Source organism: Stutzerimonas stutzeri SDM-LAC, from assembly GCF_000235745.1.
Taxonomy (GTDB): domain Bacteria; phylum Pseudomonadota; class Gammaproteobacteria; order Pseudomonadales; family Pseudomonadaceae; genus Stutzerimonas; species Stutzerimonas stutzeri_H.
Window position 1 is genome coordinate 1 of the sequence record NZ_AGSX01000192.1, and the last position, 25,448, is coordinate 25,448.

28 protein-coding genes are annotated in these 25,448 nt (G+C 60.5%); 17 read left to right on the forward strand and 11 right to left on the reverse strand.

The features are described 5' to 3' along the window. Positions 1-25 precede the first annotated feature (25 nt). The 7 genes from mreC to tldD all read left to right on the forward strand — a co-directional run bounded on the left by mreC (position 26) and on the right by tldD (position 9,897). On the forward strand, positions 26-1,009 hold the full coding sequence (mreC, locus tag PSTU_RS0118975) for a rod shape-determining protein MreC (RefSeq protein WP_029404878.1): 984 nt from the start codon (positions 26-28) through the stop codon (positions 1,007-1,009). Next, entirely contained in the window at positions 1,006-1,494 is a 489-nt protein-coding gene (mreD, locus tag PSTU_RS0118980; RefSeq protein ID WP_019342602.1) for a rod shape-determining protein MreD, read from the forward strand. Before mreC ends, mreD begins: the two co-directional genes overlap by 4 nt. A gap of 81 nt (positions 1,495-1,575) precedes the next feature. Next, positions 1,576-2,166: a Maf family protein gene (locus PSTU_RS0118985; RefSeq protein ID WP_019342603.1), complete on the forward strand. Its 591-nt coding sequence runs from the start codon at positions 1,576-1,578 to the stop codon at positions 2,164-2,166. Between the two features lie 89 nt (positions 2,167-2,255). Next, positions 2,256-3,713: a ribonuclease G gene (gene rng, locus PSTU_RS0118990; protein WP_019342604.1), complete on the forward strand. Its 1,458-nt coding sequence runs from the start codon at positions 2,256-2,258 to the stop codon at positions 3,711-3,713. 49 nt (positions 3,714-3,762) lie between these two features. Then, on the forward strand, positions 3,763-7,563 hold the full coding sequence (locus PSTU_RS0118995; RefSeq protein WP_019342605.1) for a YhdP family protein: 3,801 nt from the start codon (positions 3,763-3,765) through the stop codon (positions 7,561-7,563). Positions 7,564-7,606: 43 nt separating this feature from the next. Next, positions 7,607-8,458 carry a carbon-nitrogen hydrolase family protein gene (locus PSTU_RS0119000; RefSeq protein WP_019342606.1) on the forward strand — a complete coding sequence of 284 codons (852 nt, stop codon included), beginning with the start codon at positions 7,607-7,609 and terminating at the stop codon, positions 8,456-8,458. Further along, a complete protein-coding gene (gene tldD / locus PSTU_RS0119005) occupies positions 8,455-9,897 on the forward strand; it encodes a metalloprotease TldD (RefSeq protein ID WP_019342607.1) in 1,443 nt (480 codons plus the stop codon). Before PSTU_RS0119000 ends, tldD begins: the two co-directional genes overlap by 4 nt. 38 nt (positions 9,898-9,935) lie before the next feature. Here the strand turns inward: tldD and yjgA are convergent, their stop codons facing one another. Continuing rightward, positions 9,936-10,457: a ribosome biogenesis factor YjgA gene (gene yjgA / locus PSTU_RS0119010; RefSeq protein WP_019342608.1), complete on the reverse strand. Its 522-nt coding sequence runs from the start codon at positions 10,455-10,457 to the stop codon at positions 9,936-9,938. Positions 10,458-10,563: 106 nt separating this feature from the next. On the opposite strand from yjgA, the gene pmbA reads away from it, so the two are divergent. Further along, the gene (gene pmbA, locus PSTU_RS0119015) at positions 10,564-11,910 is read left to right on the forward strand and encodes a metalloprotease PmbA (RefSeq protein WP_019342609.1); all 1,347 of its coding nucleotides are present in this window, start codon (positions 10,564-10,566) and stop codon (positions 11,908-11,910) included. A gap of 166 nt (positions 11,911-12,076) precedes the next feature. Here the strand turns inward: pmbA and PSTU_RS0119020 are convergent, their stop codons facing one another. From PSTU_RS0119020 to PSTU_RS0119065, 10 genes are all read right to left on the reverse strand, one after another. After that, complete coding sequence (locus PSTU_RS0119020; protein WP_019342610.1) at positions 12,077-12,349, reverse strand: HPr family phosphocarrier protein; 273 nt, start codon at positions 12,347-12,349, stop codon at positions 12,077-12,079. 8 nt (positions 12,350-12,357) lie between these two features. After that, on the reverse strand, positions 12,358-13,215 hold the full coding sequence (rapZ, locus tag PSTU_RS0119025; protein ID WP_019342611.1) for an RNase adapter RapZ: 858 nt from the start codon (positions 13,213-13,215) through the stop codon (positions 12,358-12,360). Between the two features lie 131 nt (positions 13,216-13,346). Further along, on the reverse strand, positions 13,347-13,811 hold the full coding sequence (ptsN, locus tag PSTU_RS0119030) for a PTS IIA-like nitrogen regulatory protein PtsN (protein ID WP_019342612.1): 465 nt from the start codon (positions 13,809-13,811) through the stop codon (positions 13,347-13,349). 6 nt (positions 13,812-13,817) lie between these two features. Beyond that, the gene (gene hpf, locus PSTU_RS0119035; protein ID WP_019342613.1) at positions 13,818-14,126 is read right to left on the reverse strand and encodes a ribosome hibernation-promoting factor, HPF/YfiA family; all 309 of its coding nucleotides are present in this window, start codon (positions 14,124-14,126) and stop codon (positions 13,818-13,820) included. Positions 14,127-14,203: 77 nt separating this feature from the next. Beyond that, the gene (locus tag PSTU_RS0119040) at positions 14,204-15,721 is read right to left on the reverse strand and encodes an RNA polymerase factor sigma-54 (RefSeq protein ID WP_019342614.1); all 1,518 of its coding nucleotides are present in this window, start codon (positions 15,719-15,721) and stop codon (positions 14,204-14,206) included. Between the two features lie 145 nt (positions 15,722-15,866). Further along, positions 15,867-16,592: an LPS export ABC transporter ATP-binding protein gene (gene lptB / locus PSTU_RS0119045; protein ID WP_019342615.1), complete on the reverse strand. Its 726-nt coding sequence runs from the start codon at positions 16,590-16,592 to the stop codon at positions 15,867-15,869. Further along, positions 16,592-17,137, reverse strand: a complete 546-nt coding sequence (lptA, locus tag PSTU_RS0119050; RefSeq protein WP_019342616.1) for a lipopolysaccharide transport periplasmic protein LptA — start codon at positions 17,135-17,137, stop codon at positions 16,592-16,594. Before lptA ends, lptB begins: the two co-directional genes overlap by 1 nt. Then, positions 17,124-17,696: an LPS export ABC transporter periplasmic protein LptC gene (lptC, locus tag PSTU_RS0119055; protein ID WP_019342617.1), complete on the reverse strand. Its 573-nt coding sequence runs from the start codon at positions 17,694-17,696 to the stop codon at positions 17,124-17,126. The genes lptA and lptC overlap by 14 nt, the downstream gene beginning before the upstream one ends. Positions 17,697-17,705: 9 nt before the next feature. Further along, on the reverse strand, positions 17,706-18,227 hold the full coding sequence (locus PSTU_RS0119060; protein WP_019342618.1) for a KdsC family phosphatase: 522 nt from the start codon (positions 18,225-18,227) through the stop codon (positions 17,706-17,708). Further along, positions 18,228-19,202 (reverse strand): KpsF/GutQ family sugar-phosphate isomerase, encoded by a 975-nt coding sequence (locus tag PSTU_RS0119065; RefSeq protein ID WP_019342619.1) that lies wholly within the window; start codon positions 19,200-19,202, stop codon positions 18,228-18,230. It lies immediately after the preceding gene. A 260-nt stretch (positions 19,203-19,462) separates the two neighbouring features. Here PSTU_RS0119065 and PSTU_RS0119070 point away from each other — a divergent pair, with 260 nt between their 5' ends. From PSTU_RS0119070 to hisG, 9 genes are all read left to right on the forward strand, one after another. Continuing rightward, positions 19,463-20,278: an ABC transporter ATP-binding protein gene (locus PSTU_RS0119070; RefSeq protein WP_019342620.1), complete on the forward strand. Its 816-nt coding sequence runs from the start codon at positions 19,463-19,465 to the stop codon at positions 20,276-20,278. Beyond that, positions 20,271-21,068, forward strand: a complete 798-nt coding sequence (mlaE, locus tag PSTU_RS0119075) for a lipid asymmetry maintenance ABC transporter permease subunit MlaE (RefSeq protein ID WP_019342621.1) — start codon at positions 20,271-20,273, stop codon at positions 21,066-21,068. Before PSTU_RS0119070 ends, mlaE begins: the two co-directional genes overlap by 8 nt. Beyond that, entirely contained in the window at positions 21,068-21,526 is a 459-nt protein-coding gene (mlaD, locus tag PSTU_RS0119080) for an outer membrane lipid asymmetry maintenance protein MlaD (protein ID WP_019342622.1), read from the forward strand. Before mlaE ends, mlaD begins: the two co-directional genes overlap by 1 nt. A gap of 11 nt (positions 21,527-21,537) precedes the next feature. Then, positions 21,538-22,188, forward strand: a complete 651-nt coding sequence (locus tag PSTU_RS0119085) for a phospholipid-binding protein MlaC (RefSeq protein ID WP_019342623.1) — start codon at positions 21,538-21,540, stop codon at positions 22,186-22,188. Next, positions 22,181-22,504, forward strand: coding sequence for a lipid asymmetry maintenance protein MlaB (locus PSTU_RS0119090; protein WP_019342624.1), 324 nt, complete (start codon positions 22,181-22,183; stop codon positions 22,502-22,504). The genes PSTU_RS0119085 and PSTU_RS0119090 overlap by 8 nt, the downstream gene beginning before the upstream one ends. Beyond that, the gene (locus PSTU_RS0119095; RefSeq protein WP_019342625.1) at positions 22,504-22,986 is read left to right on the forward strand and encodes a phosphate-starvation-inducible protein PsiE; all 483 of its coding nucleotides are present in this window, start codon (positions 22,504-22,506) and stop codon (positions 22,984-22,986) included. Before PSTU_RS0119090 ends, PSTU_RS0119095 begins: the two co-directional genes overlap by 1 nt. Before the next feature lie 99 nt (positions 22,987-23,085). Then, complete coding sequence (locus PSTU_RS0119100; RefSeq protein ID WP_019342626.1) at positions 23,086-23,325, forward strand: BolA family protein; 240 nt, start codon at positions 23,086-23,088, stop codon at positions 23,323-23,325. Between the two features lie 102 nt (positions 23,326-23,427). Beyond that, complete coding sequence (murA, locus tag PSTU_RS0119105) at positions 23,428-24,693, forward strand: UDP-N-acetylglucosamine 1-carboxyvinyltransferase (RefSeq protein WP_019342627.1); 1,266 nt, start codon at positions 23,428-23,430, stop codon at positions 24,691-24,693. A gap of 124 nt (positions 24,694-24,817) precedes the next feature. Then, positions 24,818-25,447, forward strand: a complete 630-nt coding sequence (hisG, locus tag PSTU_RS0119110; RefSeq protein ID WP_019342628.1) for an ATP phosphoribosyltransferase — start codon at positions 24,818-24,820, stop codon at positions 25,445-25,447. The last annotated feature ends 1 nt before the right edge of the window (position 25,448 follow it).

The following is a 25,448-nucleotide window of genomic DNA, read 5'->3' on the forward strand; positions in this document are numbered from 1 at the left end:
CAAACCATTATTTGCCAAAGGACCCTTGCTCGGTGTGCGCCTGCTGGTGCTCGCTGTGCTTTGTGTTGTGCTGATGGTGGTGGATGCGCGCTTCGATACGTTGAAGCCTCTGCGCAGTCAGATGGGGCTGGTTCTCACGCCTTTCTATTGGCTAGCCGATTTGCCGGTGCGTACCTGGCAGCGGGCGACCGAGCAGATCAGCAGCAGCACCAGCCTGGTGGCCGAAAACGAGAAGCTGAAGGCCGAAGCGCTGCTCATGCAGCGACGGCTGCAAAAGCTGGCGATGCTGACGGAGCAGAACGTGCGTCTGCGCGAGCTGCTCAACTCTGCCGCACTGGTCGATGACAAGGTGATCGTCAGCGAGCTGATCGGCCTGGACCCAAATCCTTTCACACATCGCATCCTGATCGACAAGGGCGAGCGCGACGGCGTGTTTCTTGGCCAGCCGGTGCTCGATGCCAGCGGCCTGATGGGGCAGGTCGTCGAGGTCATGCCCTACGCCGCACGGGTGCTGTTGTTGACTGATGTGACCCACAGCATCCCGGTGCAGGTCAATCGCAACGGATTGCGTGCCATCGCGGTCGGTACGGGCAGCCCGGACTATCTGGAGTTGCGTCACGTCGCTGAGACGGCGGACATCAAGGAAGGCGATCTGCTGGTCAGTTCCGGTTTGGGTCAGCGGTTTCCCAGTGGCTATCCGGTCGCCCAGGTCACTGAGGTGGTGCGCGGCTCCGGTCAACCCTTCCTGATCGTTCGCGCCATTCCCACCGCCATGCTCAATCGCAGCCGCTACCTGTTGCTGGTGTTCAGTGACTCGAGAACGCCTGAAGAGCGGGCCACTGCCGCCGCGCAAGCCCAGGAATCCGCCGACCGCAAGGCAGAAGAGGGAGCGGCTGCCGAAAGCCCCGCATCGGAGTCGCCGGCTGCCGTCGAGCCCGCCGCGTCACCAGCGACCGATGCGTCGACGCCGGCTCCAGCGCCAGTGTCGCAATCCGAGGAGCGACCATGATCCACGGTCGTGCAAATAACGGCTGGGTTATTTGGCTGTCGCTGTTGCTGGCACTGCTGCTCAGCGTAGCCCCCATGCCTCAGAGTTTCGGTCTGGCACGTCCGCTCTGGCTCGGCATGTTCATCGCCTACTGGGCAATTGCCCTGCCGCATCGCGGCGGGTTGGCCGCGGCGTTTTTCTTTGGGCTGATGCTGGACGTGCTGTCTGGGACTTTGCTTGGGCAGAACGGCCTGCCGTTGCTGCTGATCACGTTTCTGGTGCTGAGTCTGCAGCAGCGCCTGCGCATGTTTCCCCTGCTGCAGCAAAGTTTGGTGCTGCTTGTGATTCTGGGTATCGGCCAATTGGTGCAGCTGTGGCTCAACACCCTGACCGGCAACCGTCCACCGACGCTGCTGTTTCTGGTGCCTGTGCCGGTCAGTGCGCTGTTCTGGCCCTGGGTATTCGTCGGGCTGCAATGGGCGCGGCGGCGGTTCAACGTTTACTGATATCCAACGTGCCACGCTGGGCTGCTTCCGGGCATGGTCTGGATGTGCGAATCTGCTGCGCTTGTCCACCAAGGAGCCGGCATGCCTGCATTGTTTCTCGCCTCCGCGTCGCCACGACGCCGTGAATTACTGACCCAGATCGGTGTTCCATTCTCTCTTCTTTCCGTTTCCATCGACGAAACGCCCGACGCGACGGAATCGCCTGATGCCTATGTCCAGCGCTTGGCGCAGGAAAAAGCCTTGGCGGGTCTGTCGCTCCTGAGCGATGGCTCAGCCTGCGTGCTGGGCGCAGACACCACGGTGGTGCTGGACCAACGCATCCTGGGCAAGCCAGTCGACAAGGCGGATGCGCTGGCAACCCTGCAAGCGTTATCGGGCCGTGAGCATCAGGTGCTGACGGCCGTTGCATTGGCCAGTCGGTCGGGCTGCGAGGTGCGTCTGGTTACCAGCCGGGTGCGGTTCCGTCCGATCAGTCTCGACGAAGCTGAGGCCTATTGGGCAAGCGGCGAACCGCAGGACAAGGCCGGCAGTTACGCAATTCAAGGCTGGGGCGCGGTGTTTGTCAGCGCACTGGAGGGCAGCTATTCGGCCGTGGTCGGGCTGCCGTTGTGTGAAACAGCCCAACTGCTTGACGCATACGGGCTCCGGTACTGGTGTAAAAGCTCGGTATAGAGCCTGGGGCTTGGTGGCTTATGCCGTTAGAATCGAGCCAACTCGTCAGCTTCGGCTGCTATACCCACCGCCATCGGCCGAGAACAATAATGAGCGAAGAAATCCTGATGAACATCACCCCAATGGAATCCCGGGTGGCGGTGGTGGAGAACGGTGTCCTGCAGGAGGTGCATGTCGAGCGCACCCAGCGCCGCGGCATCGTTGGCAATATCTACAAGGGCAAGGTGGTGCGGGTGCTGCCGGGCATGCAGGCGGCCTTCGTCGACATCGGCCTGGAACGTGCGGCCTTCATCCACGCTTCAGAAATATCCAGTCGTGAAGGCAACGCCGTCGAACCCATCAGTGCGCTGGTCCATGAGGGGCAAGCGCTGGTGGTACAGGTCACCAAGGACCCGATCGGTACCAAGGGCGCCCGGCTGACCACGCAGCTATCGATACCGTCGCGCTATCTGGTGTACATGCCCAAGACCAGCCACGTCGGCATTTCGCTGCGGATCGAGGACGAAGCCGAGCGCGACAGGCTCAAGCAGGTGGTGGCCGAGTGCATTGCCGCAGAAGGCATCAAGGAGGCCGGCGGCTTCATTCTGCGCACCGCGGCCGAGGGGGCTGGTAGCGACGAGATTCTCATGGACATCCGCTACCTGCGCCGCCTGTGGGAGCAGATCGATGGGCAGATGAAGACCGCAGGTGCGCCCTCGATCATCTATGAAGACCTGTCGCTGGCCATGCGCACCCTGCGCGACCTGGTCAATCCACGTATCGAAAAGATCCGCATCGACTCGCGGGAGAATTATCAGAAGGTCAGCCAGTTCGTCGGTGAACTGATGCCGGAGCTGAGCGAGCACCTGGAGCACTACCCGGGTGAGCGACCGATCTTCGATCTGTATAGCGTCGAGGACGAGATCCAGAAGGCGCTTGAGCGCAAGGTCATGCTCAAGTCCGGTGGCTATCTGATCATCGATCCGGCCGAAGCGATGACCACCATCGACGTCAACACCGGCGCCTTCGTCGGGCATCGCACCCTCGAAGAAACAATCTTCAAGACCAACCTCGAATCCGCTACGGCGATTGCACGCCAGCTGCGGCTGCGCAATATCGGCGGCATCATCATCATTGATTTCATCGATATGGAAGACGAGGAACACCGGCGCCAGGTACTGCGTACGCTGGAAAAGCAGCTGGAGCGCGATCACGCCAAGACCAACATCATCGGCATCACCGAGCTTGGTCTGGTGCAGATGACCCGCAAACGCACCCGTGAGAGCCTTGAACAGGTGCTGTGCGAGCCGTGCATGTGTTGCCAGGGGCGTGGCAAGTTAAAGACCCCGGAAACCGTTTGCTACGAGATCTTCCGCGAGATTCTTCGCGAGGCGCGGGCTTACCAGCCGGAGGGTTATCGGGTGCTGGCGAATCAGAAGGTTATCGACAGGCTGCTCGACGAGGAGTCGGGCAACGTTGCTGACCTCGAAAGCTTTATCGGGCGCTCGATCAAGTTTCAGGTGGAGACGATGTACTCCCAGGAACAGTACGACGTGGTGCTGCTCTGACTAGATACAAGCCTGGCCGTTCGGGCGTGAGTCTGCGGGGCTTTTCCGTATGAGTCGGCTCCTGGTTTTCGTACTCGCCGCGTTGCGCCGCAGTCTCTGGCTGGGTGCCATGGGTCTGATATTGCTTGCGCTTTATGTGAGCCTGGGCCGGCAGCTGGTGCCGTTGGTGGCCGAGTATCGCCTCGAAGTACAGGGCGCCGCTCATGACCGGCTTAATATGCCGGTTACGCTCGGCCAGCTGGAGGGCCGCTGGCAGGGCTTCTCTCCGCAGCTGGTGGCCCACAACGTGATGCTCGGTGAAGGCGACGGGGCGGTTCGTCTGAATCGTCTGGTGCTGGTCCCTGACGTTTTCGGCAGCCTTCTGGCGCGCCAGCTGAAACTGGATAGCCTGGAGTTTGCCGGCCTTCACCTCGGGTTGGTGCAGACCGCTGAAGGCAAATGGCGAGTCGATGGGCTGCCCGAGCATGGCGATCAGCCGCCGCCGGATCTGCAGAAGCTGGTGAGTCAGTTGCAAAGCATCGGACGTCTTCGGCTGCTGGACAGCCAGATTACCCTCGAGGCGCGCAACGAACCGCCGCTGACCTTGACCTATGCCAGCTTCGAATTGCGAACCCTGGGGCAGCGTGTGACGCTGGACGGTCGCCTGCTGCTGCCCGACGGCCAGCCTCTGAGCTTGCATGGCGAGGCGCGCGTGCAGCCGACCGACTGGGCGGCCAGTGAGGCTGAGCTGTACCTCAGCCTGCCGCAAAGTGATTGGGCTGGCTGGTTGCCGGCGAGTCTGACCGGCAGCTGGAACCTCGAACAACTCCAGGCGGGTGGGGAGGTGTGGCTCGACTGGCGCGATCACGGCCTGTCCCGGGCGGTGGCACGGTTGAATGCGCCCGCGTTGCGGCTGGCTCGGCTGTCACATGATCCGGTGCAGATAGAGGATCTGGTGGTGAACACCTACCTTGATCGGGCGAACGATGGCTATCGGCTCCAGCTTGACGGGTTGGCCTTCACCTTCGAAGAAAAACGTTGGTTGGATACGACGCTGGTCGCCAAGCAAGGTATGACGGAAGGCAGCTGGCATCTGCTGGCAGACCGTATCGCTGTCGCCCCGGTGGCTGAGCTGGTCCAGGCAATGATGCCGCTGCCCGAGCGAGCCCGCGAATATCTGCGGGGCCTTGCGCCCAGTGGAACGTTGCGCAATCTCCAGGTCGACTACCGGCCAGCGGTGGTCGGCGCCGAGCGCCTGGCATTTACTGCCAATCTCGATGCGATCAGCGTCGCTGCGTACGAATGGATCCCGGCCGTACGCAATGTGAGCGGTGCGATACAGGGCAATCTTGGTGGTGGAGAGCTGCGTTTCGACAACCATGATTTCGCGCTGCACCTGGCCAAGTTGTTTCCGCGCCCTTGGGACTACCGGCGTGCCCGCGGAAGCCTCCGCTGGACGCTCGATGATCAGGCGTTCACCCTTGCCGCCCCCTATTTGCAGGTCGAGGGGGACGAAGGGCATATCGCCGGCGACTTCCTGATCCGTCTGATGCGCGACCCCTCGGCCGAGGACTACATGGATCTGCGTGTCGGTATCACGGACGCAGACGCGCGCTACACCGAGAAATACCTGCCGACACGTTCCCCAGCGCTCAGCCCGGCGTTGACCGAGTGGCTCAATACGGCGATTCGAAGCGGCACCGTCGAGCAGGGTTATTTCCAGTATCAGGGCGCGCTGGCCGGTGGAGCGGCCGCCACCGCGCGCAGCCTGAGCCTGTATTTCAAGGTGAAAGACGCCGAGCTGGCTTTCCAGCCCGGTTGGCCGGTGTTGCGCGAAGGCCGCGGAGAAGTGCTCATCGAGAACAGCGGCGTGCGGGTACGTCTTGCTGAGGCGCGCATGCTCGACAGTCGTGTCCACGACGCCACGGCGGAAGTCCTGCACAGCCACGACGGTCAGCCGCTAAAGCTGGATATCGACGGTCAGGTGGACGGCCACGTTCGGGATGCATTGACGTTGATGCAGGTGGCGCCAATCGGTACGAGTAGGGTGTTCGCTGGCTGGCACGGCGATGGACCACTGACCGGCACGCTCAGGCTGGGTATTCCGCTGGCCAAAGGCGAACGGCCTCAGGTTGATGCCGAGTTTTCCACCACCGCTGCTTCTCTATTTATTGCACAGGCGGATTTGCAAATTGACGCGCTGGCGGGCGACTTCCGCTATGAAAGCGAGCGTGGATTCTGCGCAAAGGCGTTCAGCGGTCGTACTTTGAGCAGTGCAATCAAGGGCCGGGCGACGGCGACCGGCGCGCCGGGTATGCCATCCACACGAATCGAGGCGACCGGCACCGTAGGTGTATCAGCGCTGTTGGCATGGCGAAAGATCGAACAGCCGGTGCCTGTGTCAGGGAAGCTGCCCGTGCGTTTGAGTCTTGTTCTGAGCAGCACTGACAACCATCTGCAGATCGATTCTTCGCTGTTGGGAACCGCATTGGCGCTGCCTGCACCTTTCGGCAAGCCGGCCGGGGAGCGGCGCGACACCACGTTGCGAATGACCCTGGGCGGTGAGGGACAGCGCTACACGCTCCGATATGACGCCTTGGCAGCACTGAGCTTTGTTGCGCCGGGAGACGACTGGCGAGAGGGCGGCGGAGAGCTGGTGCTCGGTGGCGCGGCGGCGAACCTGCGAACCGACAAGGGGTTTTATGTCCGTGGCAGCGTGCCACGCTTCGATCTGGGCGAGTGGCAAAGCTTGCTGAATCAGTACGGCGGGGCGACAACGGCGCCGGGCGGATCAATGTTGCGGCGCGCTCAGCTTGAGATGGATACCTTTTCCGGTTTTGGCATGCAGATCGACAACCTCCACGTCGATTTGCAACGTCGCCCGACAGACTGGTTGGTTGGTCTGCAGAGCGACACGGTGGTCGGGACTGTTCGTCTGCCAGACGCCGGGGGCGAGCCGATCGTGCTGAACCTGTCGCGCCTGCGCTTTCCTGCAGGCGAACCAACAGACCCGAGCGCGCCGCCGCAGGATCGCCTGGCTGGCGTCGATCCGAAGAGCCTGCCCGCGGTGGATATCTCGGTAGACGAATTGTTTCGAGGCGACGAATTGCTGGGCTCGGGCGCATTGAAGATGCGGCCCGGCGCCGACGGGGTTGCGTTTCAGGACCTCGATCTGAATCTCAAGGGGCTCAATCTCATGGGTGGCGGCGGCTGGGATGGCACGCGCACCTGGTACAAGGGGCGCCTGGAGGGTGGCGATCTTGCTGATGTGTTGCTGGCATGGGGCTTCGCCCCTTCGACCACCAGCGAGGATTTCAGGCTGAATGTGGATGGCGGTTGGTCCGGCTCACCGGCATTCTTCGCCTTGAATCGGTTCTCCGGTCGGCTCGATGCAAGGTTGCGCAAGGGCCAGCTCAGAGAGGTGGACGGTGGGGCGCAGGCGCTGCGGGTCTTCGGTCTGCTTAATTTCGATTCGATTGGTCGGCGGCTACGGCTGGATTTTTCCGACCTGTTCAGCAAAGGTCTGAGCTACGACCGGATCAAGGCTGAGTTGCGTGCGACAGAGGGCGTTTACGTAACGACTGAGCCACTGACGGTTGCTGGGCCATCCAGCAACCTCGAGCTAGATGGTCGACTGGATCTGGTCGAGGACCGCATCGACGCCAAGCTGCTGGTGACGCTACCGGTCAGCAACAACCTGCCGCTGGCTGCGCTGATTGTCGGTGCGCCGGCTGTCGGCGGAGCGCTGTTCGTGGTCGATAAATTGCTCGGCGACAAGGTCGCACGTTTTGCGACTGTCCAATACAACGTCGAGGGGCCTTGGCAGGCGCCCAAAATCACCTTCGACAAGCCCTTCGAAAAGCCTAACTGATCCACGTTCTGACAGATGGTACAGGCTGCAGTGAGAATCGAAAATGACCTTAGCGGTTATCCAGATGGCCAGCCAGGCCGACATCCCGGCGAATCTCGCCAACGCCAGAAGGCTTCTGGAAAGGGCCGCTGAGGCGGGAGCGCAGCTTGCGGTGCTGCCGGAAAACTTTGCGGCTATGGGGCGCAGCGATCTGCCGGCGGTCGGGCGTGCCGAAGCTGAAGGCGTTGGGCCGATACTCCCTTGGTTGAAACAGGCGGCGACCGACCTCAGGTTATGGATAGTTGCCGGCACTTTACCGCTGCCGGCGGATGGCCAGCCCGATTCAAAGGCCAGGGCGTGTTCTTTGCTTTTCGATGATCAAGGGCAGCGGGTGGCGCGCTACGACAAGCTGCATCTGTTCGATGCGCACGTCAGCGATGCACGCGGTCGCTATCGGGAGTCGGATGACTATGCAGCGGGCGATCGCCTGGTGGTGGTCGATACACCGGTCGGTCGGCTGGGCATGAGCGTCTGTTACGACCTGCGCTTTGCTGAGTTGTATACGGCCCTGCGTCTGGCTGGAGCCGAACTCATCAGCGTTCCCTCGGCGTTTACTGCCGTGACCGGTCAGGCGCATTGGGAGATGTTATTGCGCGCGCGGGCCATCGAGACTCAATGCTATATGCTGACGGCAGCGCAGGGTGGTGAGCACCCAGGCGGGCGGTTGACCCACGGCCATTCATCTATCGTGGATTACTGGGGGCGCGTGATGCGTGAGCAAGCAACCGGCGATGCGGCGTTGGTTATCGGGCGGGACACGGCCGACCAGGCAGCGACGCGCCAACGTATGCCGGTGCTGGATCATCGTCGTTTTACCGCGCCCCGTATTGTTTCGGGGACTTTGGAGTCGATATGAGTGAACTGTTGTTACCTGTCACAGAGCGTTTGCTGACGCCGGGCGGGCTGGGTCTCGATGATCTGCCTGCGTTGCTTGGCGAGTTGGCTGGCCCCGGAATCGACGCTGCCGATCTATATTTCCAGGATCAGGTGACCGAGTCCTGGGTGCTGGAAGACGGAATCGTCAAAGAGGGCGGTTTCCATCTCGAGCAGGGCGTGGGTGTTCGCGCACTCTCCGGTGAGAAGACCGGTTTTGCCTACAGCAATGCGATCACTACCGAGGCGCTACGGCAAGCCGCTGAGGCGGCGCGTTCAATCGCCAGAAGCGGCCAGCAGGGACGCGTCCAGGTGCTGTCAAAAGCCGCTTTTTCGCCACTGTACGGGCAAGAAAATCCACTGGATGGGCTTGGCCGGGCAGAAAAAGTCGAGCTGCTCAAGCGTATCGATGTCGCCACACGGGCGCTGGACCCGCGTATCAAGCAAGTCACCGTAAGTCTGGCGGGGGTCTGGGAGCACATCCTGGTAGCCGGCCTGGACGGTGGTATGGCAGCCGACATACGGCCCCTGGTGCGTTTCAATGTCAGCGTCATCGTCGAACAGAACGGACGACGCGAGCGCGGCGGTCAGGGTGGCGGCGGGCGTACTGGCTATGAGTATTTCCTCAGCGAGGATCGGGCGATGGGCTATGCCCGCGAAGCCTTGCGTCAGGCGCTGGTGAATCTGGACGCCGTCGCCGCGCCCGCCGGTACCTTGCCGGTGGTATTGGCGCCGGGCTGGTCCGGTGTGTTGCTGCACGAGGCAGTCGGGCATGGGCTGGAAGGCGACTTCAATCGCAAGGGCAGTTCGGCCTACAGCGGCCGGATGGGCCAGCAGGTCGCGTCCAAGCTGTGCACCATCGTCGATGACGGTACGCTGGCCAATCGTCGCGGCTCGCTGAGCGTCGATGACGAGGGCACGCCGACCCAGTGCACCACGCTGATCGAGAACGGCATACTCAAGGGCTATATTCAGGACAAGCTCAACGCGCGCTTGATGGGTGTTGCCCCGACCGGAAACGGGCGGCGCGAATCCTATGCGCATTTGCCCATGCCGCGGATGACCAATACCTACATGCTGGCAGGCGAAAGTGACCCGGAAGAAATCATCCGCTCGGTTAAGAAGGGTATTTACTGCGCGAGTCTTGGTGGCGGACAGGTGGACATCACCAGCGGCAAGTTCGTGTTCTCGACCAGCGAGGCGTATCTGATCGAGGACGGGAAAATTACCGCGCCGGTCAAGGGCGCAACCCTGATCGGCAACGGGCCGGAAGTAATGAACAGGGTCTCGATGGTGGGTACCGATCTGGCGCTGGACAGCGGTGTCGGTACCTGCGGCAAAGACGGCCAGTCGGTACCGGTCGGCGTGGGCCAGCCGACCGTCAAGATCGATGGAATCACAGTTGGAGGAACCGGGAGCTAACGATGCTTGCTGGACCTCGTGAGGCTTGCGGCTATCGGCTAGCGCAAGCCTCGTTGGGTTTCGTCCAGTTCGCGGATGTACTTGAAAATCTTGCGGCTGGCCGCCGGTGGTTTGTTTCGCGCCGCTTCGTGCTGGGCATGACGAATCAGGCTGCGCAGGTGCTGACGGTCGGTCTCGGGATATTCGATGACGAAGGCTTCGAGGGTCTCGTCATTGCCAGCAATCAAGCGGTCACGCCAGCGTTCGAGGGCGTGGAAGCGTTCGTTGTACTGGCGGGTTGAGGCGTCGAGCTGGTCGACCAGGGCGAGAATGGCGTCGACATCCTGATCACGCATCAGCTTGCCGATGTATTGCAGGTGGCGTTTGCGGGCGATATGCGCGGTGTGTTTCGGCGCGTCGGCGAGCGCCTTGCGCAGTGCATCGGTAAGCGGCAGGCGGTCTAGCACATCAGGTTTGAGGGTAGAGAGGCGTTCACCCAGATCCTGCAGAGCATGCAGTTCGCGCTTCACCTGGGTTTTGCTTTTTTCCTCGAAACCGTCGAGATCGGAAATATCAGACATGGGGCTGGTCCAGTAGGTAATGCCGCCATGATAACAGCAGCCTGACGACGGAGCTCAGCCGAGCACCGCGGGCTGCATCTTGATCGAATCAGTTGTTGGAGTACGTATGAGTGAAGTCGAGGGGATCGGTCCGCACGCGTTGCCAGGCTTGCGTGAACAGATCGCAAAGATCTTGGATGAGGCCAGCCGACAAGGGGCCACTGCCTGTGAAGTCTCCGTCTCGATGGAGCAGGGCCTGTCGACTACGGTCCGTCAGCGGGAAGTCGAAACGGTGGAATTCAATCGCGATCAGGGCTTCGGAATCACGCTTTATGTCGGCCAGCGCAAAGGTTCGGCGAGCACCACCGGCAGCGGCGACGAAGCGGTTCGTGAAACCGTAGCGGCCGCCCTTGCCATCGCCAAGCATGCATCTGCCGACGAGTTTGCCGGGCTCGCCGATCCGGCACTGATGGCTAAGGATGTGCCGGACCTGGACCTCTATCATCCCTGGGGCATCTCCCCTGACGAAGCCATCGAGCTGGCGCTCAGTTGCGAGGCGTCGGCCTTCGCTACGGACGAACGCATTCTCAACGCTGACGGCACCAGCCTGAGCACGCACCAGGGTTGCCGTGGTTACGGCAACAGCAATGGTTTCATCGGGGCTTACTGCAGCTCCCGCCACAGCCTCAGCTGCGTGATGATCGCCGAGTCCGATGGGCAGATGCAGCGCGATTATCACTATGACGTCTCCCGTGTCGCGGGCGACCTGGCTTCCTCCGAGTCGATTGGCCGACGTGCCGCTGAACGCGCCGTTCGCCGCTTGGGCGCGCGTCCGGTACCAACCTGCGATGTACCAGTGCTGTTCTCTGCGGAACTCGCCACGGGGCTGTTCGGGCACTTTCTCGCAGCGATTTCCGGCGGCAATCTCTACCGCCAGTCTTCCTACCTCGAAGGCGCGCTGGGCGAGATGCTGTTTCCTGAATGGCTCAATCTCGACGAGAGACCACATCTGCCTCGCGGACTTGCCAGTTCGGCGTATGACAGCGATGGTTTGGCCACTTATGCCAAGCCGTTCGTCGAGAATGGCAAGCTGGTCTCCTATGTGTTGGGCACCTATTCGGGCCGCAAGCTGGGCATGCCCAGTACAGCCAACGCGGGTGGGGTGCACAACCTCTTTGTCACTCAGAGTGGTGAGGATCAGGCCGCCCTGATCCGCCGCATGGGCCGCGGTTTGCTGGTGACCGAATTGATGGGGCAGGGCTTGAATCTGGTCACCGGGGACTATTCACGCGGTGCGGGTGGCTTCTGGGTCGAGAACGGCGAAATACAGTTTCCGGTTCAGGAAGTCACCATTGCCGGCAACCTGCGAGACATGTTCCGTCAGATCGTCGCGGTGGGTAACGACGTCGAGCGGCGCAGCAGCATCCACACCGGCTCGGTGCTGATCGAACGGATGAAGGTGGCGGGGAGTTAAGTGGGGTTGCTGCTGAAGAAGGGCACTTGATACGTTGCGACGAGGTTTCCGTGGGAGCGGCCCATTGCCACGAATGAGGTTCGCCGCGGTATTCGCGGTGGGCCCGGGGGAATGGCTCGCTCTACAGGTGTCGGTTTCGTAAAGCCCCGGCTTCTAGTCCTAAACTTCACTCCCCCTCTTCAAAATAGTCTTCAATCAGGGCGATCAGCGCTTGGAGCGCTTCATGTTCCTGCTCGCCTTCGGTCTGCAGGTGCAAGCAGGTGCCTTTGCTGGCGGCGAGCATCATCACTGCCATGATGCTTTTACCGTCTATGGCGCTGGAGGGGCTGCGCCCCAACCGGACGTCGCAGGGGAACCGGTTGGCAACGCCGACAAACTTGGCGGCTGCGCGGGCATGCAGGCCGAGTTTGTTGATGATGGTGATTTCACACGAAGGCATCTGTATTCCTAAGCCAGGTCGCGATGGCGGACCTGGACGTTCTTCAGGGGTTCGCGCAGCGCTTGGCCCAGCCGCTCGGCCAGATACACCGAACGGTGATGCCCACCGGTGCAGCCAATGGCCACCGTGACATAGGCCCGGTTGCTGGCAGCGAAGCGCGGCAGCCATTTGCTCAGGTAACCCAGGATGTCCTGGAACATTTCCTCGACGTCTGCTTGCCCGGCGAGATAGTCGATCACGGGCTGGTCCAGCCCGGAAAAATCGCGCAGATCTGCCTTCCAGTAGGGGTTGGGGAGGCAACGCACATCGAATACCAGGTCGGCATCTACCGGCATGCCGCGCTTGAAGCCGAAGGACTCGAAGAGAAAAGCCGTACCCGGTTCAGGCTTGTTCAACAGGCGCAGCTTCAGCGTGTCTCGCAGCTGGTAGAGGTTCAGGTGCGTGGTGTCGATCTTCAGGTCGGCATGATCGATGATAGGCGCGAGCAGCAGTTCTTCGTCACGGATAGCTTCGGCCAGGGAACGGTTCTGGTTTGTCAGCGGATGCCGCCGGCGGGTCTCGGAAAAGCGTTTCAGCAGTGTCTCGTCGGCGGCATCGAGGTAAAGCACATCGCATTGGATATAGCGTGCGCGCACATCTTCAAGCAGCTCGGGGAAGCGCTTCAGCTGACTGGGCAGGTTGCGCGCGTCGATGGATACCGCGACTTGAGGCTGCAGCAGCTCTGTGTGCAACAGGGCCCTTTCCGCCAGTTCGGGTAGAAGCCCGGCGGGAAGGTTGTCGATGCAGTAGAAGCCATTGTCCTCAAGGACGTCCAGCGCAGTGCTCTTGCCTGATCCAGAGCGTCCGCTGACGATGATCAGGCGCATCGGGCAGCGCCGTAGGGCCGAGGTCGGCCACGAAAAGTTTGCTGCTCGTGGGCGCAGTGAAGCGTATGCAGGCAGATAGGGGGCACGTCTCTTTCCTCACTCAGTGTTGGGCGATGGAAGGTTGTTCCGCCCTATTGACCGTTCTGGATATCCACCACGGCCTGGTACAGCCCCTGACCTGACGTGGTTCGGCGCAGCCGTTCACGGACTTCCTCACGATCCAGCATGCTGGCAATCTGACGAAGCAGCTCCAGATGTTCATCAGTGGCGGCCTCTGGCACCAGCAATACGAACAAGAGGTCGACGGGGGCGCCGTCGATTGCGTCGAAATCCACCGGCGTATCGAGTCTCAGCACTGCGCTGAGCGGTGATGTGCAGCCCGGCATTCGGCAATGTGGGATTGCAATGCCGTTGCCGAAGCCAGTGGAACCTAATTTTTCACGGGCGATAAAGCTTTCAAAGATTGCTTGGCTGTCGATGTCAGGCAGGTCGCCGCCCAATACCTTGGCAATTTGTTCCAGAACGCGCTTCTTGCTGCCGCCCGGCACGCCGACCAGGGCGCGTCCGGGGGTCAGGATATTTTCAATTCGGATCATGATGGGTCAGCGAGCCAGGACGCCTTGATGGTGGTCGAGCTGCTTTTCTTTATGTTTGATCAATTGCCGGTCGAGTTTGTCGGCAAGCAAGTCGATGGCAGCGTACATATCCTCGTGCTCGGCGTTGGCGACCACTTCGCGCCCCGCTACATGCAGCGTGGCTTCAGCTTTTTGTCTGAGCTTCTCGACTTGAAGGATGACTTGTACGGCAATGATGCGGTCGAAGTGGCGCTCTAACCGCTCGAATTTCTCCTCGACATAGTCACGCAGGGCTTCAGTGATTTCCAGGTGAAGGCCAGTGATGTTGACTTGCATACTGCATCTCCTATTGCCACGTGCGAATTGACGGGCTGACACCCGTCGCCGGAACAAATCCGCCAGGTCGTCTGGCGTTACATCAACCGCTTACGCTCGCTCGATGGTGCGATTCCGAGTGACTCGCGGTACTTGGCTACGGTGCGGCGCGCGACTTGAATCCCTTGTGCCTCCAGTAAACCAGCGATCTTGCTGTCGCTCAACGGCTTTTTCTGGTTTTCCGCAGCCACCAGTTTCTTGATGATTGCGCGAATGGCGGTGGAGGAGCACTCGCCGCCCTCAGCGGTGCTCACATGGCTCGAGAAGAAGTATTTGAGTTCGTAAATGCCCCGAGGCGTGTGCATGAACTTTTGCGTGGTGACCCGTGAAATGGTCGACTCGTGCATCCCCACGGCTTCGGCGATATCGTGCAATACCAGCGGTTTCATGGCTTCGTCACCATGCTCGAAGAAACCGCGTTGGTGTTCGACGATCTGGGTAGCCACTTTCATCAGCGTTTCGTTGCGGCTGAGCAGACTTTTGATGAACCAGCGGGCTTCTTGAAGCTGGTTGCGCATGAAGGTGTTGTCAGCACTGGAGTCGGCACGTTTGACGAATCCGGCGTACTGAGCGTTCACCCGCAGGCGCGGCATCGCTTCCTGATTCAGTTCGACCAGCCAGCGGCCATTGTGCTTGCGTACGATCACGTCAGGTACGACGTATTCCGGCTCGCCCGCTTCGATCTGCGAGCCCGGGCGCGGGTTGAGTGTCTGGATCAGATCGATGACCTGGCGCAGCTCCTCTTCTTTGAGCTTCATGCGGCGCATCAGCAGGCTGTAGTCACGCCCGCCGAGAATATCCAGGTGATCGCTGACCAGTCGTATCGCTTCGCTCAACCACTCGGTGCGCTCGGGCAGTTGGCGAAGCTGCAGCAGCAGGCATTCGCGAAGGTCGCGGGCACCGATGCCCGCAGGCTCGAATTGTTGGATTCGGCGTAGCACCACCTCGATCTCGTCGAGCTCGATTTCAAGTTCCGGGTCGAAGGACTCGAGGACTTCCTCGAGTGTTTCGTCGAGATAACCTTGAGGGTTGATGCAGTCGATCAGGGTGGTTGCGATGAGGCGGTCGGTGTCACTCATCGGTGCGAGATTGAGCTGCCAGAGCAAGTGGCTTTGCAGGCTTTCTCCGGATGAGGTGCGGGTAGTGAAATCCCAGTCATCATCGTCGCTGCTGGGCAAACTGCTGGCGCTGGTCTGGTAGATGTCCTCCCAGGCGGTGTCCACTGGAAGCTCATTGGGGATGCGGTCGCCCCAATCACCTTCCTCGAGGTTCTCCACCGTGTTGATGGGCTCCTCGTAATGATTGTCCGGTTCGTTGTGCTCGGGCGAGTCGGTTGTCGGGCTTTCGCTTTTCTTTTCGATCGACTCGGCCATCGGGTCGGAGTTATCGAAATCGTCTCCGTCTTCTTCGCGCTCGAGCATGGGGTTGGAGTCCAGCGCTTCCTGAATCTCCTGCTGGAGATCCAGCGTGGATAGCTGGAGCAATCGTATGGCTTGTTGCAGCTGCGGTGTCATCGTCAGCTGCTGGCCCATCTTCAGGACTAGCGATGGTTTCATGGCAGAGGACTTCGAACCTTGTTTGCCGGCGCAACCGCGCCTGTTCCGATTTCGCTGGCGCCGCGCGCCGATGTAAGCAAATTATATGCCTGCCAACGAAGCCTTTGCCTAGCCCTGTCGGGCCGTCGGCGCAGAATAACCGCTATCAAAGCCGGAATTCGTGTCCCAGGTAGACTTCCTTGACCAGTTGGTTGGCCAGGATGGTCTCTGCATCGCCTTCGGCGATCAATTGGCCGTCATTTACGATATAGGCGGTCTCGCAGATATCCAGGGTTTCGCGGACGTTGTGATCGGTTATGAGGACGCCGATGCCCTTGGCCTTGAGGTGATGAATGATCTGCTTGATGTCGCCGACCGAGATCGGATCGACGCCGGCAAAGGGTTCATCGAGAAGGATGAATTTGGGCGCGGTCGCCAGGGCGCGAGCGATTTCAACGCGGCGCCGCTCACCACCTGAAAGACTCATGCCCAGGCTGTCGCGGATGTGGTGGATGTGGAATTCCTGCAGCAGGCTTTCCAGAGCCTGTTGGCGACCGTTGCGATCAAGGTCCTTGCGCGTCTCCAGGATGGCCATGATGTTGTCGGCGACCGAAAGTTTGCGGAAGATCGAAGCCTCCTGCGGCAGGTAGCCGATGCCAGCACGGGCGCGGCCGTGCATGGGTAGGTGTGTCACATCCTGATCGTCGATCAGCACCCGGCCCTGATCGGCTTTTACCAATCCAACAATCATGTAGAAGCACGTGGTTTTGCCGGCGCCATTAGGCCCCAGCAACCCGACGATCTGCCCGCTTTCGATGGACAGGCTGACATCACGCACGACCTGGCGGCTCTTGTAGCTTTTCGCTAAGTGTTGCGCCTTAAGAATCGCCATTACTCGGGCTGCTCCGTTGCCGGCTCTTTCTTGCGAGGCTGGATGACCATGTCCACGCGCGGGCGTGGGGTGGTGACATCGGTATTGGTGGCGCGCCCGGCGTTGACGATCTGCCGCTGGGTGTCATAGACGATCTTCTCGCCTTCGAAGGTATTACCTTCCTGGACGACCTTGGCCTGGTCGATCAGTACGATGCGTTCGTTCGCGGCGAAGTACTGAATCGTCAAACCATAGGCCTTAACGATCTCCTTGTCGGCGGCAGGTTTCTGTTCGTAGTACGCAGGCTTGCCGATGGAGGTGAACACCTCGACATCACCGTTCTCGTTCTGGGTGATGGTCACGGTGTCGCCAGTAATCTTCATCGTGCCCTGAGTGATGACCACGTCGCCGCGATACACGGCTACGCCCTGCCGGTCGTCCAGTTCGGCGGTGTCGGCCTGGACCCGGATAGGCTGGTTGCGATCCTCAGGAAGTGCGTGGGCATTCGCGCCAAGTAGAAATATGCTTAAACCGATCAGAAGGGGGAGGGTCTTAACGCAGCTCATGCTGGCCTCTTACGTTGGATAGCAGGAGCATCCTGCCTTCGTCTAGATACGCTTTCATGCCCGTAGCGGTCGTTACACCGTTTGCGGCGACGATTCTAACGGGTTGGCGGGTCTCGGCATAATCCTTCTCGGGAAGGACGGTCATCCGGCTGGTCGTGATGATGGTCGGACGCCCCTTGGCGTCGTTGCGTTCGATCCTGACGTTGTCGATCAGCTCGACCTCCTTGCCTTGCGGCCCGACCTCACCGCGCTCGCTGGTGACATGCCACGGCAGCTCTGAGCCTCGAAAGGAACGCAGATCCGGGCGGGTCATCAAGCTGACATCGCTGGCCTTGATGTGCTCCACCTTGTCGGCCGTCAGCTCATAGTTACGCTTGCCGTCGGGCTGGTACTGCACGGTGCGGGAGTTGGTCACGTAGAAGTCAACAGGCGACTCCTGGCCCTGGGTTACCGGCGCCTGTTGCATGAAGCTCTCGGGGCGAATGTTCCAGTAGCCGATCGCGACAAGAAGCAGAGCGATCAGCAGCAGAATGGCGGGGAAACGGAGTCTGCTTAGCATGGGGTGCCTCTAGAGGTAAGCGGCCTGAGCGGCATCGAGACTGCCTTGGGCGCGCATGATCAGTTCGCAGAACTCTCTCGCCGCGCCGTCGCCTCCTCGGGCGCTGGTAACGCCGTGAGCATGCTGACGGACGAACGCGTCAGCACTGGCGACCGCCATGCCCAGGCCTACCCGACGAATCACCGGCAGATCCGGCAGGTCATCGCCCAGGTAGGCGACCTCAGCGTAGTCGAGACCGAGTTCGCCGAGCAGCTCGTCGAGCACCACAAGCTTGTCCTCACGTCCCTGATAGAGATGTTGAATACCCAGGTTTTGCGCCCGGCGTTCGACGACCGGCGTCTTGCGGCCGCTGATGATCGCGGTGCGTACGCCGGAGTTGATCAGCATCTTGATGCCGTGGCCATCCAGCGTATTGAAAGTCTTGAATTCGCTGCCGTCGACGAGGAAGTACAGCTTGCCATCCGTGAGCACGCCGTCGACATCGAATATGGCCAGGCGAATGTCGCGGGCACGCCTTAACAGGTCGTTCATTTACATCACTCCTGCACGCAACAGATCGTGCATGTTCAGCGCGCCGACTGGTCGATCGTTTTCGTCAACCACCACCAGGGCGTTGATCTTGTTGTCTTCCATGATTTTCAGTGCTTCTGCGGCGAGCATGTCAGCTATGGCGGTCTTGCCATGAAGGGTCATCACCTGGTCGATGCTGGCCTGACGCACGTCGATTCCCTTGTCCAGCGTGCGGCGTAGATCGCCATCGGTAAATATACCGGCGAGGCTGCCGTCGGCCTCGATTACCGCCGTCATGCCGAGCCCTTTTTGGGTCATTTCCAGCAGTGCTTCGCGTAGCGGAGTGCCGCGGCTAACCTGAGGCAGGCGATCGCCTGCGTGCATCACGTGTTCGACCTTGAGCAGCAAACGTCGGCCCAATGCGCCGCCCGGATGCGAGAAAGCGAAGTCTTCGGCGGTGAAACCGCGCGCTTCCAGCAGGGCAATTGCCAGCGCGTCACCCAGGACCAGGCTGACCGTGGTCGATGAAGTCGGTGCCAGGTTCAGCGGGCAGGCTTCAATGGCGACGCTCGCATCGATATTGACCGCTGCTGCCTTGGCGAGTACCGACTCCGGATTGCCCGTCATGCTGATCAGCGTGATGCCAAGGCGCTTGATCAGTGGCAGCAGGGTCACGATCTCGTTAGTCGTGCCCGAGTTAGACAGGGCCAGCACCACGTCATCACGCGTAATCATGCCCATGTCGCCATGGCTGGCTTCGGCCGGATGGACGAAAAATGCCGTGGTGCCGGTGCTGGCGAGTGTGGCGGCGATCTTGTTGCCGATGTGGCCGGACTTGCCCATGCCTACGACGACGACTCGACCCTTGCATTGAAGGATGAGCTCGCAGGCCTTTACAAAATGTTCATCAATGCGTGTGCTGAGCTGTTCCACCGCCTCGATTTCCATGCGGATGGTGCGCTGGGCAGTCTCGATCAGCTGGCTGCTCTGGCTCATGTCTGTGTGATTGCCTGAATGAAAACGCGCGATTATAGCGGTAAACCGGGCGCTGCCCACTGAAAAGCGTCGCGCTGATCGCTGCGCCTGAAGCCGAACCCAAGCCAGACAAACGTGCGCTCGTTCATGCATCGATACAGAGGCCGGCTTGGGACGGCCATGGCGTAGTGCTATAGTTCGCGCCGCCAAAAACGGCTGTGCGAAGTATCTCCGAAAGAACGGAGGGCGTCTGATTCGCAAGCTGTATCCGAGGAGAGCCAATGAGCGCCGCCAACGCTAACGCCGTCGAGCTGAAGGGTGTCACCTTCAAGCGCGGTGAGCGGAGCATTTTCAATAACGTCGACATTGTCATTCCCCGCGGCAAGGTAACGGCCATCATGGGCCCTTCCGGCTGCGGCAAGACTACGTTGCTGCGCCTGATCGCCGCCCAGCTCAAGCCGACCCAAGGTGAAGTCTGGGTGGCTGGAACCAACTTGCCGACGCTGTCGCGTCGCGAGCTGTTCGATATGCGCAAGCAGATGGGGGTGCTGTTCCAGAGCGGCGCCTTGTTTACGGACCTGGATGTGTTCGAGAACGTCGCCTTCCCGCTGCGAGTCCACACCAAGCTGCCCGAAGAGATGATCCGCGACATCGTTCTGATGAAGCTTCAGGCGGTTGGCCTGCGCGGCGCTGTCGAACTGATGCCAGAAGAACTGTCGGGAGGGATGAAGCGGCGGGTGGCGTTGGCGCGTGCGATTGCGCTGGATCCGCAGATCCTTATGTACGACGAACCTTTCGCTGGGCAGGACCCGATTGCCATGGGCGTTCTGGTGCAGCTGATTCGATTGCTCACCGATGCGCTGGGGATCACCAGCATCGTCGTGTCCCACGACCTGGCCGAAACGGCGAGCATCGCTGACTACATCTATGTGGTGGGAGACGCCCAGGTACTGGGGCAGGGGACACCAGCAGAGCTTCGCGAGTCGACCAATCCGAGGATCCAGCAGTTCATGAAAGGCGCTGCAGATGGCCCGGTGCCTTTCCACTTTCCTGCGCCGGCATACGCCGATGATCTGTTGCGAGGCTCCGATGCGTAAGCGTTCCTTGATCGAACGGATCCGTCTGATCGGCGAGGCTGGAATGAATGTGGTCGCAGCGCTGGGGCGCGCGACGCTGTTTCTTTTTCACGCCTTGTTCGGTCCCAGTGGTCTGGATAATCGATTTTCGCTGTTGGTGCGGCAGCTCTATTCCGTTGGTGTGCTCTCGCTTGCGATTGTTGTGGTCTCTGGAGTGTTCATCGGCATGGTGCTGGCCCTTCAGGGCTATAGCATTCTCAGCAGCTATGGCTCTGAGCAGGCCGTTGGGCAGATGGTGGCGCTTACGCTGTTGCGCGAACTGGGGCCGGTGGTCACGGCACTGTTGTTTGCCGGCCGCGCGGGATCTGCGTTGGCAGCCGAAATCGGCAACATGAAGTCCACCGAGCAGTTGTCCAGCCTGGAGATGATCGGTGTCGATCCGTTGAAATACATCGTCGCGCCGCGGCTATGGGCCGGCTTCATATCCCTGCCATTGCTCACCCTGATATTCAACGTCGTCGGCATCTGGGGCGGGGCAATGGTTGCGGTGGACTGGCTCGGAGTTTACGACGGCTCGTTCTGGGCCAATATGCAGAACAGTGTTGTCTTTGCCACTGACGTGCTCAACGGCGTCGTCAAGAGCCTGGTATTCGCCGTTGTGGTGACCTGGATCGCGGTATTTCAAGGCTATGACTGCGAGCCGACGTCCGAAGGTATCAGTCGCGCCACCACCCGAACCGTCGTCTATGCCTCGCTGGCTGTGCTCGGCCTCGACTTTATTCTGACCGCCTTGATGTTTGGAGATTTTTGATGCGTATCCGCACCCTGGAAATAGGTGTTGGTCTGTTCCTGCTGGCGGGCGTTCTGGCCTTGCTGTTGCTGTCGCTGAGGGTCAGTGGCCTGAATGTCGACAGTACCGACACCTACAAGCTTTATGCGTATTTCGACAATATTGCCGGTCTGAGTGTCCGATCCAAGGTCACCATGGCAGGCGTGACCATCGGCAAGGTGACCGCCATCGATCTGGATCGCGAAAGCTATACGGGACGTGTCACGCTGGAAGTCCAGAAAGACGTCGATATCCTGCCGACCGACTCCACGGCCTCGATCTTGACGGCTGGATTGCTCGGCGAGAAATACGTCGGCATCAGCGTCGGAGGTGAAGAGGAAACGCTTGGCGATGGCGACACGATCCGCGACACCCAGTCGTCTTTGGTACTGGAAGAGCTGATCGGCAAGTTTCTACTCAATTCGGTCAACAAAGAGTGAGGTGCAACCCCATGATGACTGCCCTGCGTCGCGGCTTGCTGGTTTTGCTGGCGTCCTTTCCCTTGCTGGTTCAGGCAGCGCCTAGCGCCCATGAGGTGATTCAGCGGACCACCGACGAACTACTTACCGATCTCAAGACGAACAAGGAACAGTACCGCCAGGATCCGAGCGCCTTCTACGAATCGCTCAATCGCATTCTAGGGCCGGTGGTGGATGCCGAAGGCATTTCGCGGAGCATCATGACCGTGAAGTACTCGCGCAGTGCTACGCCAGCGCAGATGACGCGCTTCCAGGAAAACTTCAAGCGCAGTCTGATGCAGTTCTATGGCAATGCGCTGCTGGAATACAACAATCAGCAGATCAAAGTGCTGCCTACGAGCGGCAAGCAGGACCCCAAGCGCACCAGTGTCGGCATGGAAGTGACCGGGCGCCAGGGCGAGATCTATCCGGTCTCCTACACCATGGTCAACCATGATGGAAATTGGATGGTCCGCAACGTAATCATCAACGGCATCAACATCGGCAAGCTGTTCCGTGATCAGTTTGCCGACGCCATGCAGAAAAACAACGGCGACCTGGACAAGACCATCGATGGATGGGCCGAAGTGGTGGCGCGTGCCAAGGACACCGAGGCGGGTCAGCAGGCGGCGGGCGATGAGTGACGGACGGGTCGAGGGCGCTGGCGGTGAGCTTCGCCTGGCTGGCGTGCTTGATTACCAGTCCGGCCCTGCCCTGCGGCAGCAAGGCCAGGCGCTGATTCGTCAGGCCAAGGGCGCGCGTCTGTCAGTTGATTGCAGCGCGGTTGAGCGATCCAGCAGCGTCGGCTTGTCGTTGCTGCTGGCCTTCACACGCGATGCGCAAAAACAGGGCGATAAGCTCATCGTCACCAATCTGCCCGAGGATATGCGCGAGCTCGCGCGGGTGTCCGGTTTGCTGGATGTATTGTCGCTGACGAGCGAAACAGAGGAAGCTGTCTGATGTTGCTGCGCTGGGCTGAATCGACGCGAGCCAAGGTGCACTCGGTGGCTGAGTCGTTGGGTAATCTTCTGGTCGAGACCTTTCACTACCTGTCGCTGTTCGCGATCGGCGCGGTTACCGCCTGGGCCGGGCTGGTTGCATTTCTGGGCATGGTGGAAAAGGGCAGCATCAGCGTTGATGACATCTTGCTGCTGTTTATCTATCTAGAACTCGGTGCGATGGTCGGTATCTATTTCAAGACCAACCACATGCCGGTGCGCTTCTTGATCTATGTGGCCATCACCGCATTGACCCGGCTGCTGATTTCCGACGTCTCGCACCATCACCGTCCGGATATGGGCGTCGTCTATATTTCCGGTGCGATCCTGCTGCTGGCGGTGGCTATTCTGGTGGTGCGCTTCGCGTCATCCCGTTTCCCGGCGGTGGCGCCAACCAGTCGACATCCGCAGCGGCGCGACACCGATGCCGAGGCGCTCGACTGAATGCGGCTTCGTCAGCCCGCGTGGCTTCGGGGTTCGCAGTCCCCGGGCTTTTTTGTATGATGGCCGGCCGTGCGCGTCCGGCGCCGATCGAGGTTGAACATGCAGGCCGTAGAAGTTAAGAATTTTCTGGAAGAGAAACTTTCAGGCGCTCAGGTGGAAGTCGAAGGCGAGGGCTGCAACTTCCAGCTGAATGTGGTCAGCGACGAGTTGGCAGGCATGAGCCCGGTCAAGCGTCAGCAGCAGATTTATGCTCATCTGAATCCGTGGATCGCTGACGGCAGCATCCACGCCGTAACGATGAAGTTCTTCAGTCGTGCCGACTGGCTTGCGCTCAACTGATCGCCAGTCACGTCAGGCATCTCCCAGTCCGTGTGCGCAGCCTGATGCCGCGCACGGCTCTTCTTCGCCAGTGCTTCGAACCTGCGGGTTACGGGAACATTCATGGATAAATTGATCATTACCGGCGGTGCCCGCCTCAACGGCGAGATTCGCATCTCCGGCGCGAAGAACTCGGCTCTTCCGATTCTGGCCGCGACTTTGCTGGCGGATACGCCAGTGACTGTCTGCAATCTGCCGCACCTGCACGACATCACCACCATGATCGAGCTGTTCGGTCGCATGGGCGTGCAACCGGTTATCGACGAAAAACTCAGCGTTGAAGTCGACGCCAGCAGCATCCAGACACTGGTCGCGCCGTACGAACTGGTCAAGACCATGCGTGCTTCGATCCTCGTGCTGGGGCCAATGGTGGCTCGGTTCGGCGAAGCCGAGGTGGCTCTGCCCGGCGGTTGTGCCATCGGCTCGCGTCCTGTGGATCTGCACATCCGCGGTCTGGAGGCGATGGGCGCACAGATCGATGTCGAGGGCGGCTATATCAAGGCCAAGGCGCCAGCCGGTGGCCTGCGTGGTGCGCACTTCTTCTTCGACATCGTCAGCGTGACCGGTACCGAGAACATCATGATGGCCGCGGCACTGGCCAATGGTCGTTCCGTGCTGGAGAACGCCGCGCGTGAGCCGGAAGTGGTCGACTTGGCCAACTTCCTCAACGCCATGGGTGCGCAGATCTCCGGTGCCGGCACCGACACCATCACCATCGACGGCGTGAAGCGTCTGGGTGGCGGCCGTTACAGCGTGATGCCCGACCGCATCGAGACGGGCACCTATCTGGTGGCCGCAGCCGCCACCGGTGGACGGGTAAAGCTCAAGGACACCGATGCGACCTTGCTCGAAGCGGTGTTGCACAAGCTCGAAGAGGCTGGCGCCCACATCGACATCGGGAGCAACTGGATCGAGCTGGACATGAAGGGCAATCGGCCAAAAGCGGTGAATATCCGCACAGCGCCTTACCCAGCGTTTCCGACCGACATGCAGGCGCAGTTCATTGCCATGAATGCGGTCGCTGAAGGCACTGGAACAGTGATCGAGACGGTGTTCGAGAACCGCTTCATGCACGTTTACGAAATGAATCGCATGGGTTCGCAGATTCTTGTCGAAGGCAACACCGCTATCGTGACCGGCGTGCCCAAGCTCAAAGGTGCGCCGGTCATGGCGACCGATCTGCGTGCATCAGCGAGCTTGGTCATCGCCGGCCTGGTGGCAGAGGGCGATACCTTGATCGACCGCATCTACCACATCGACCGTGGTTACGAGTGCATCGAGGAAAAGCTGCAATTGCTGGGCGCCAAGATTCGCCGCGTACCGGGCTGAGGCGGCATCGCCTTTTTGTAGGAGCCAGCTTGCTGGCGATCAAAGCAGTCCGAGCCGTTATCGGGCGCCAGCCCGCTGGCACCAGCCTGTGACGGTCGAACGAGCGGAACACAAGGATTAACGCATGCTCACCATCGCCCTGTCCAAAGGTCGCATCCTCGACGATACCCTGCCGCTGCTGGCGTCCGCCGGTATCGTCCCTACCGAGAACCCGGAAAAAAGCCGCAAGCTGATCATTCCGACTACGCAGGACGATGTGCGTCTGCTGATCGTGCGGGCCACGGACGTGCCGACTTACGTCGAGCACGGCGCAGCGGATCTCGGCGTCGCGGGCAAGGATGTGCTGATGGAATACGGTGGCCAGGGGCTGTATGAGCCGCTGGACCTGCGAATCGCCAACTGCAAGCTGATGACAGCCGGAAAGGTCGGTGCGGCAGAGCCCAAGGGGCGTCTGCGGGTCGCGACCAAGTTCGTCAACGTCGCCAAGCGTTACTACGCCGAGCAAGGCCGACAGGTCGACATCATCAAGCTGTACGGCTCGATGGAGCTCGCACCGCTGGTGGGGTTGGCGGACAAGATCATCGACGTGGTCGACACCGGCAATACGTTGCGTGCCAATGGTTTGGAGCCCCAGGACCTGATCGCCATGATCAGCTCGCGCCTGGTGGTCAACAAGGCCTCTATGAAGATGCAGCATGCGCGCATCCAGGCCCTGATCGATGCGCTGCAGAGCGCCATTGCACACCACGATTGAT

Bases quoted from the DNA above. Each gene is read 5' to 3' on its own strand.
- lptB (WP_019342615.1), bottom strand. From the start codon at position 16,592: ATGGCGATTCTTAAGGCGCAACACTTAGCGAAAAGCTACAAGAGCCGC.
- PSTU_RS0119000 (WP_019342606.1), top strand. From the start codon at position 7,607: ATGACCTTAGCGGTTATCCAGATGGCCAGCCAGGCCGACATCCCGGCG.
- hisG (WP_019342628.1), top strand. From the start codon at position 24,818: ATGCTCACCATCGCCCTGTCCAAAGGTCGCATCCTCGACGATACCCTG.
- lptC (WP_019342617.1), bottom strand. From the start codon at position 17,696: ATGCTAAGCAGACTCCGTTTCCCCGCCATTCTGCTGCTGATCGCTCTG.
- murA (WP_019342627.1), top strand. From the start codon at position 23,428: ATGGATAAATTGATCATTACCGGCGGTGCCCGCCTCAACGGCGAGATT.
- PSTU_RS0119100 (WP_019342626.1), top strand. From the start codon at position 23,086: ATGCAGGCCGTAGAAGTTAAGAATTTTCTGGAAGAGAAACTTTCAGGC.
- mlaE (WP_019342621.1), top strand. From the start codon at position 20,271: ATGCGTAAGCGTTCCTTGATCGAACGGATCCGTCTGATCGGCGAGGCT.
- yjgA (WP_019342608.1), bottom strand. From the start codon at position 10,457: ATGTCTGATATTTCCGATCTCGACGGTTTCGAGGAAAAAAGCAAAACC.
- PSTU_RS0119085 (WP_019342623.1), top strand. From the start codon at position 21,538: ATGATGACTGCCCTGCGTCGCGGCTTGCTGGTTTTGCTGGCGTCCTTT.
- rng (WP_019342604.1), top strand. From the start codon at position 2,256: ATGAGCGAAGAAATCCTGATGAACATCACCCCAATGGAATCCCGGGTG.
- PSTU_RS0119095 (WP_019342625.1), top strand. From the start codon at position 22,504: ATGTTGCTGCGCTGGGCTGAATCGACGCGAGCCAAGGTGCACTCGGTG.
- PSTU_RS0119090 (WP_019342624.1), top strand. From the start codon at position 22,181: ATGAGTGACGGACGGGTCGAGGGCGCTGGCGGTGAGCTTCGCCTGGCT.
- mlaD (WP_019342622.1), top strand. From the start codon at position 21,068: ATGCGTATCCGCACCCTGGAAATAGGTGTTGGTCTGTTCCTGCTGGCG.
- PSTU_RS0119065 (WP_019342619.1), bottom strand. From the start codon at position 19,202: ATGAGCCAGAGCAGCCAGCTGATCGAGACTGCCCAGCGCACCATCCGC.
- PSTU_RS0119060 (WP_019342618.1), bottom strand. From the start codon at position 18,227: ATGAACGACCTGTTAAGGCGTGCCCGCGACATTCGCCTGGCCATATTC.
- pmbA (WP_019342609.1), top strand. From the start codon at position 10,564: ATGAGTGAAGTCGAGGGGATCGGTCCGCACGCGTTGCCAGGCTTGCGT.
- PSTU_RS0119020 (WP_019342610.1), bottom strand. From the start codon at position 12,349: ATGCCTTCGTGTGAAATCACCATCATCAACAAACTCGGCCTGCATGCC.
- tldD (WP_019342607.1), top strand. From the start codon at position 8,455: ATGAGTGAACTGTTGTTACCTGTCACAGAGCGTTTGCTGACGCCGGGC.
- PSTU_RS0118995 (WP_019342605.1), top strand. From the start codon at position 3,763: ATGAGTCGGCTCCTGGTTTTCGTACTCGCCGCGTTGCGCCGCAGTCTC.
- hpf (WP_019342613.1), bottom strand. From the start codon at position 14,126: ATGCAAGTCAACATCACTGGCCTTCACCTGGAAATCACTGAAGCCCTG.
- mreD (WP_019342602.1), top strand. From the start codon at position 1,006: ATGATCCACGGTCGTGCAAATAACGGCTGGGTTATTTGGCTGTCGCTG.
- PSTU_RS0119040 (WP_019342614.1), bottom strand. From the start codon at position 15,721: ATGAAACCATCGCTAGTCCTGAAGATGGGCCAGCAGCTGACGATGACA.
- PSTU_RS0118985 (WP_019342603.1), top strand. From the start codon at position 1,576: ATGCCTGCATTGTTTCTCGCCTCCGCGTCGCCACGACGCCGTGAATTA.
- lptA (WP_019342616.1), bottom strand. From the start codon at position 17,137: ATGAGCTGCGTTAAGACCCTCCCCCTTCTGATCGGTTTAAGCATATTT.
- rapZ (WP_019342611.1), bottom strand. From the start codon at position 13,215: ATGCGCCTGATCATCGTCAGCGGACGCTCTGGATCAGGCAAGAGCACT.
- ptsN (WP_019342612.1), bottom strand. From the start codon at position 13,811: ATGATCCGAATTGAAAATATCCTGACCCCCGGACGCGCCCTGGTCGGC.
- PSTU_RS0119070 (WP_019342620.1), top strand. From the start codon at position 19,463: ATGAGCGCCGCCAACGCTAACGCCGTCGAGCTGAAGGGTGTCACCTTC.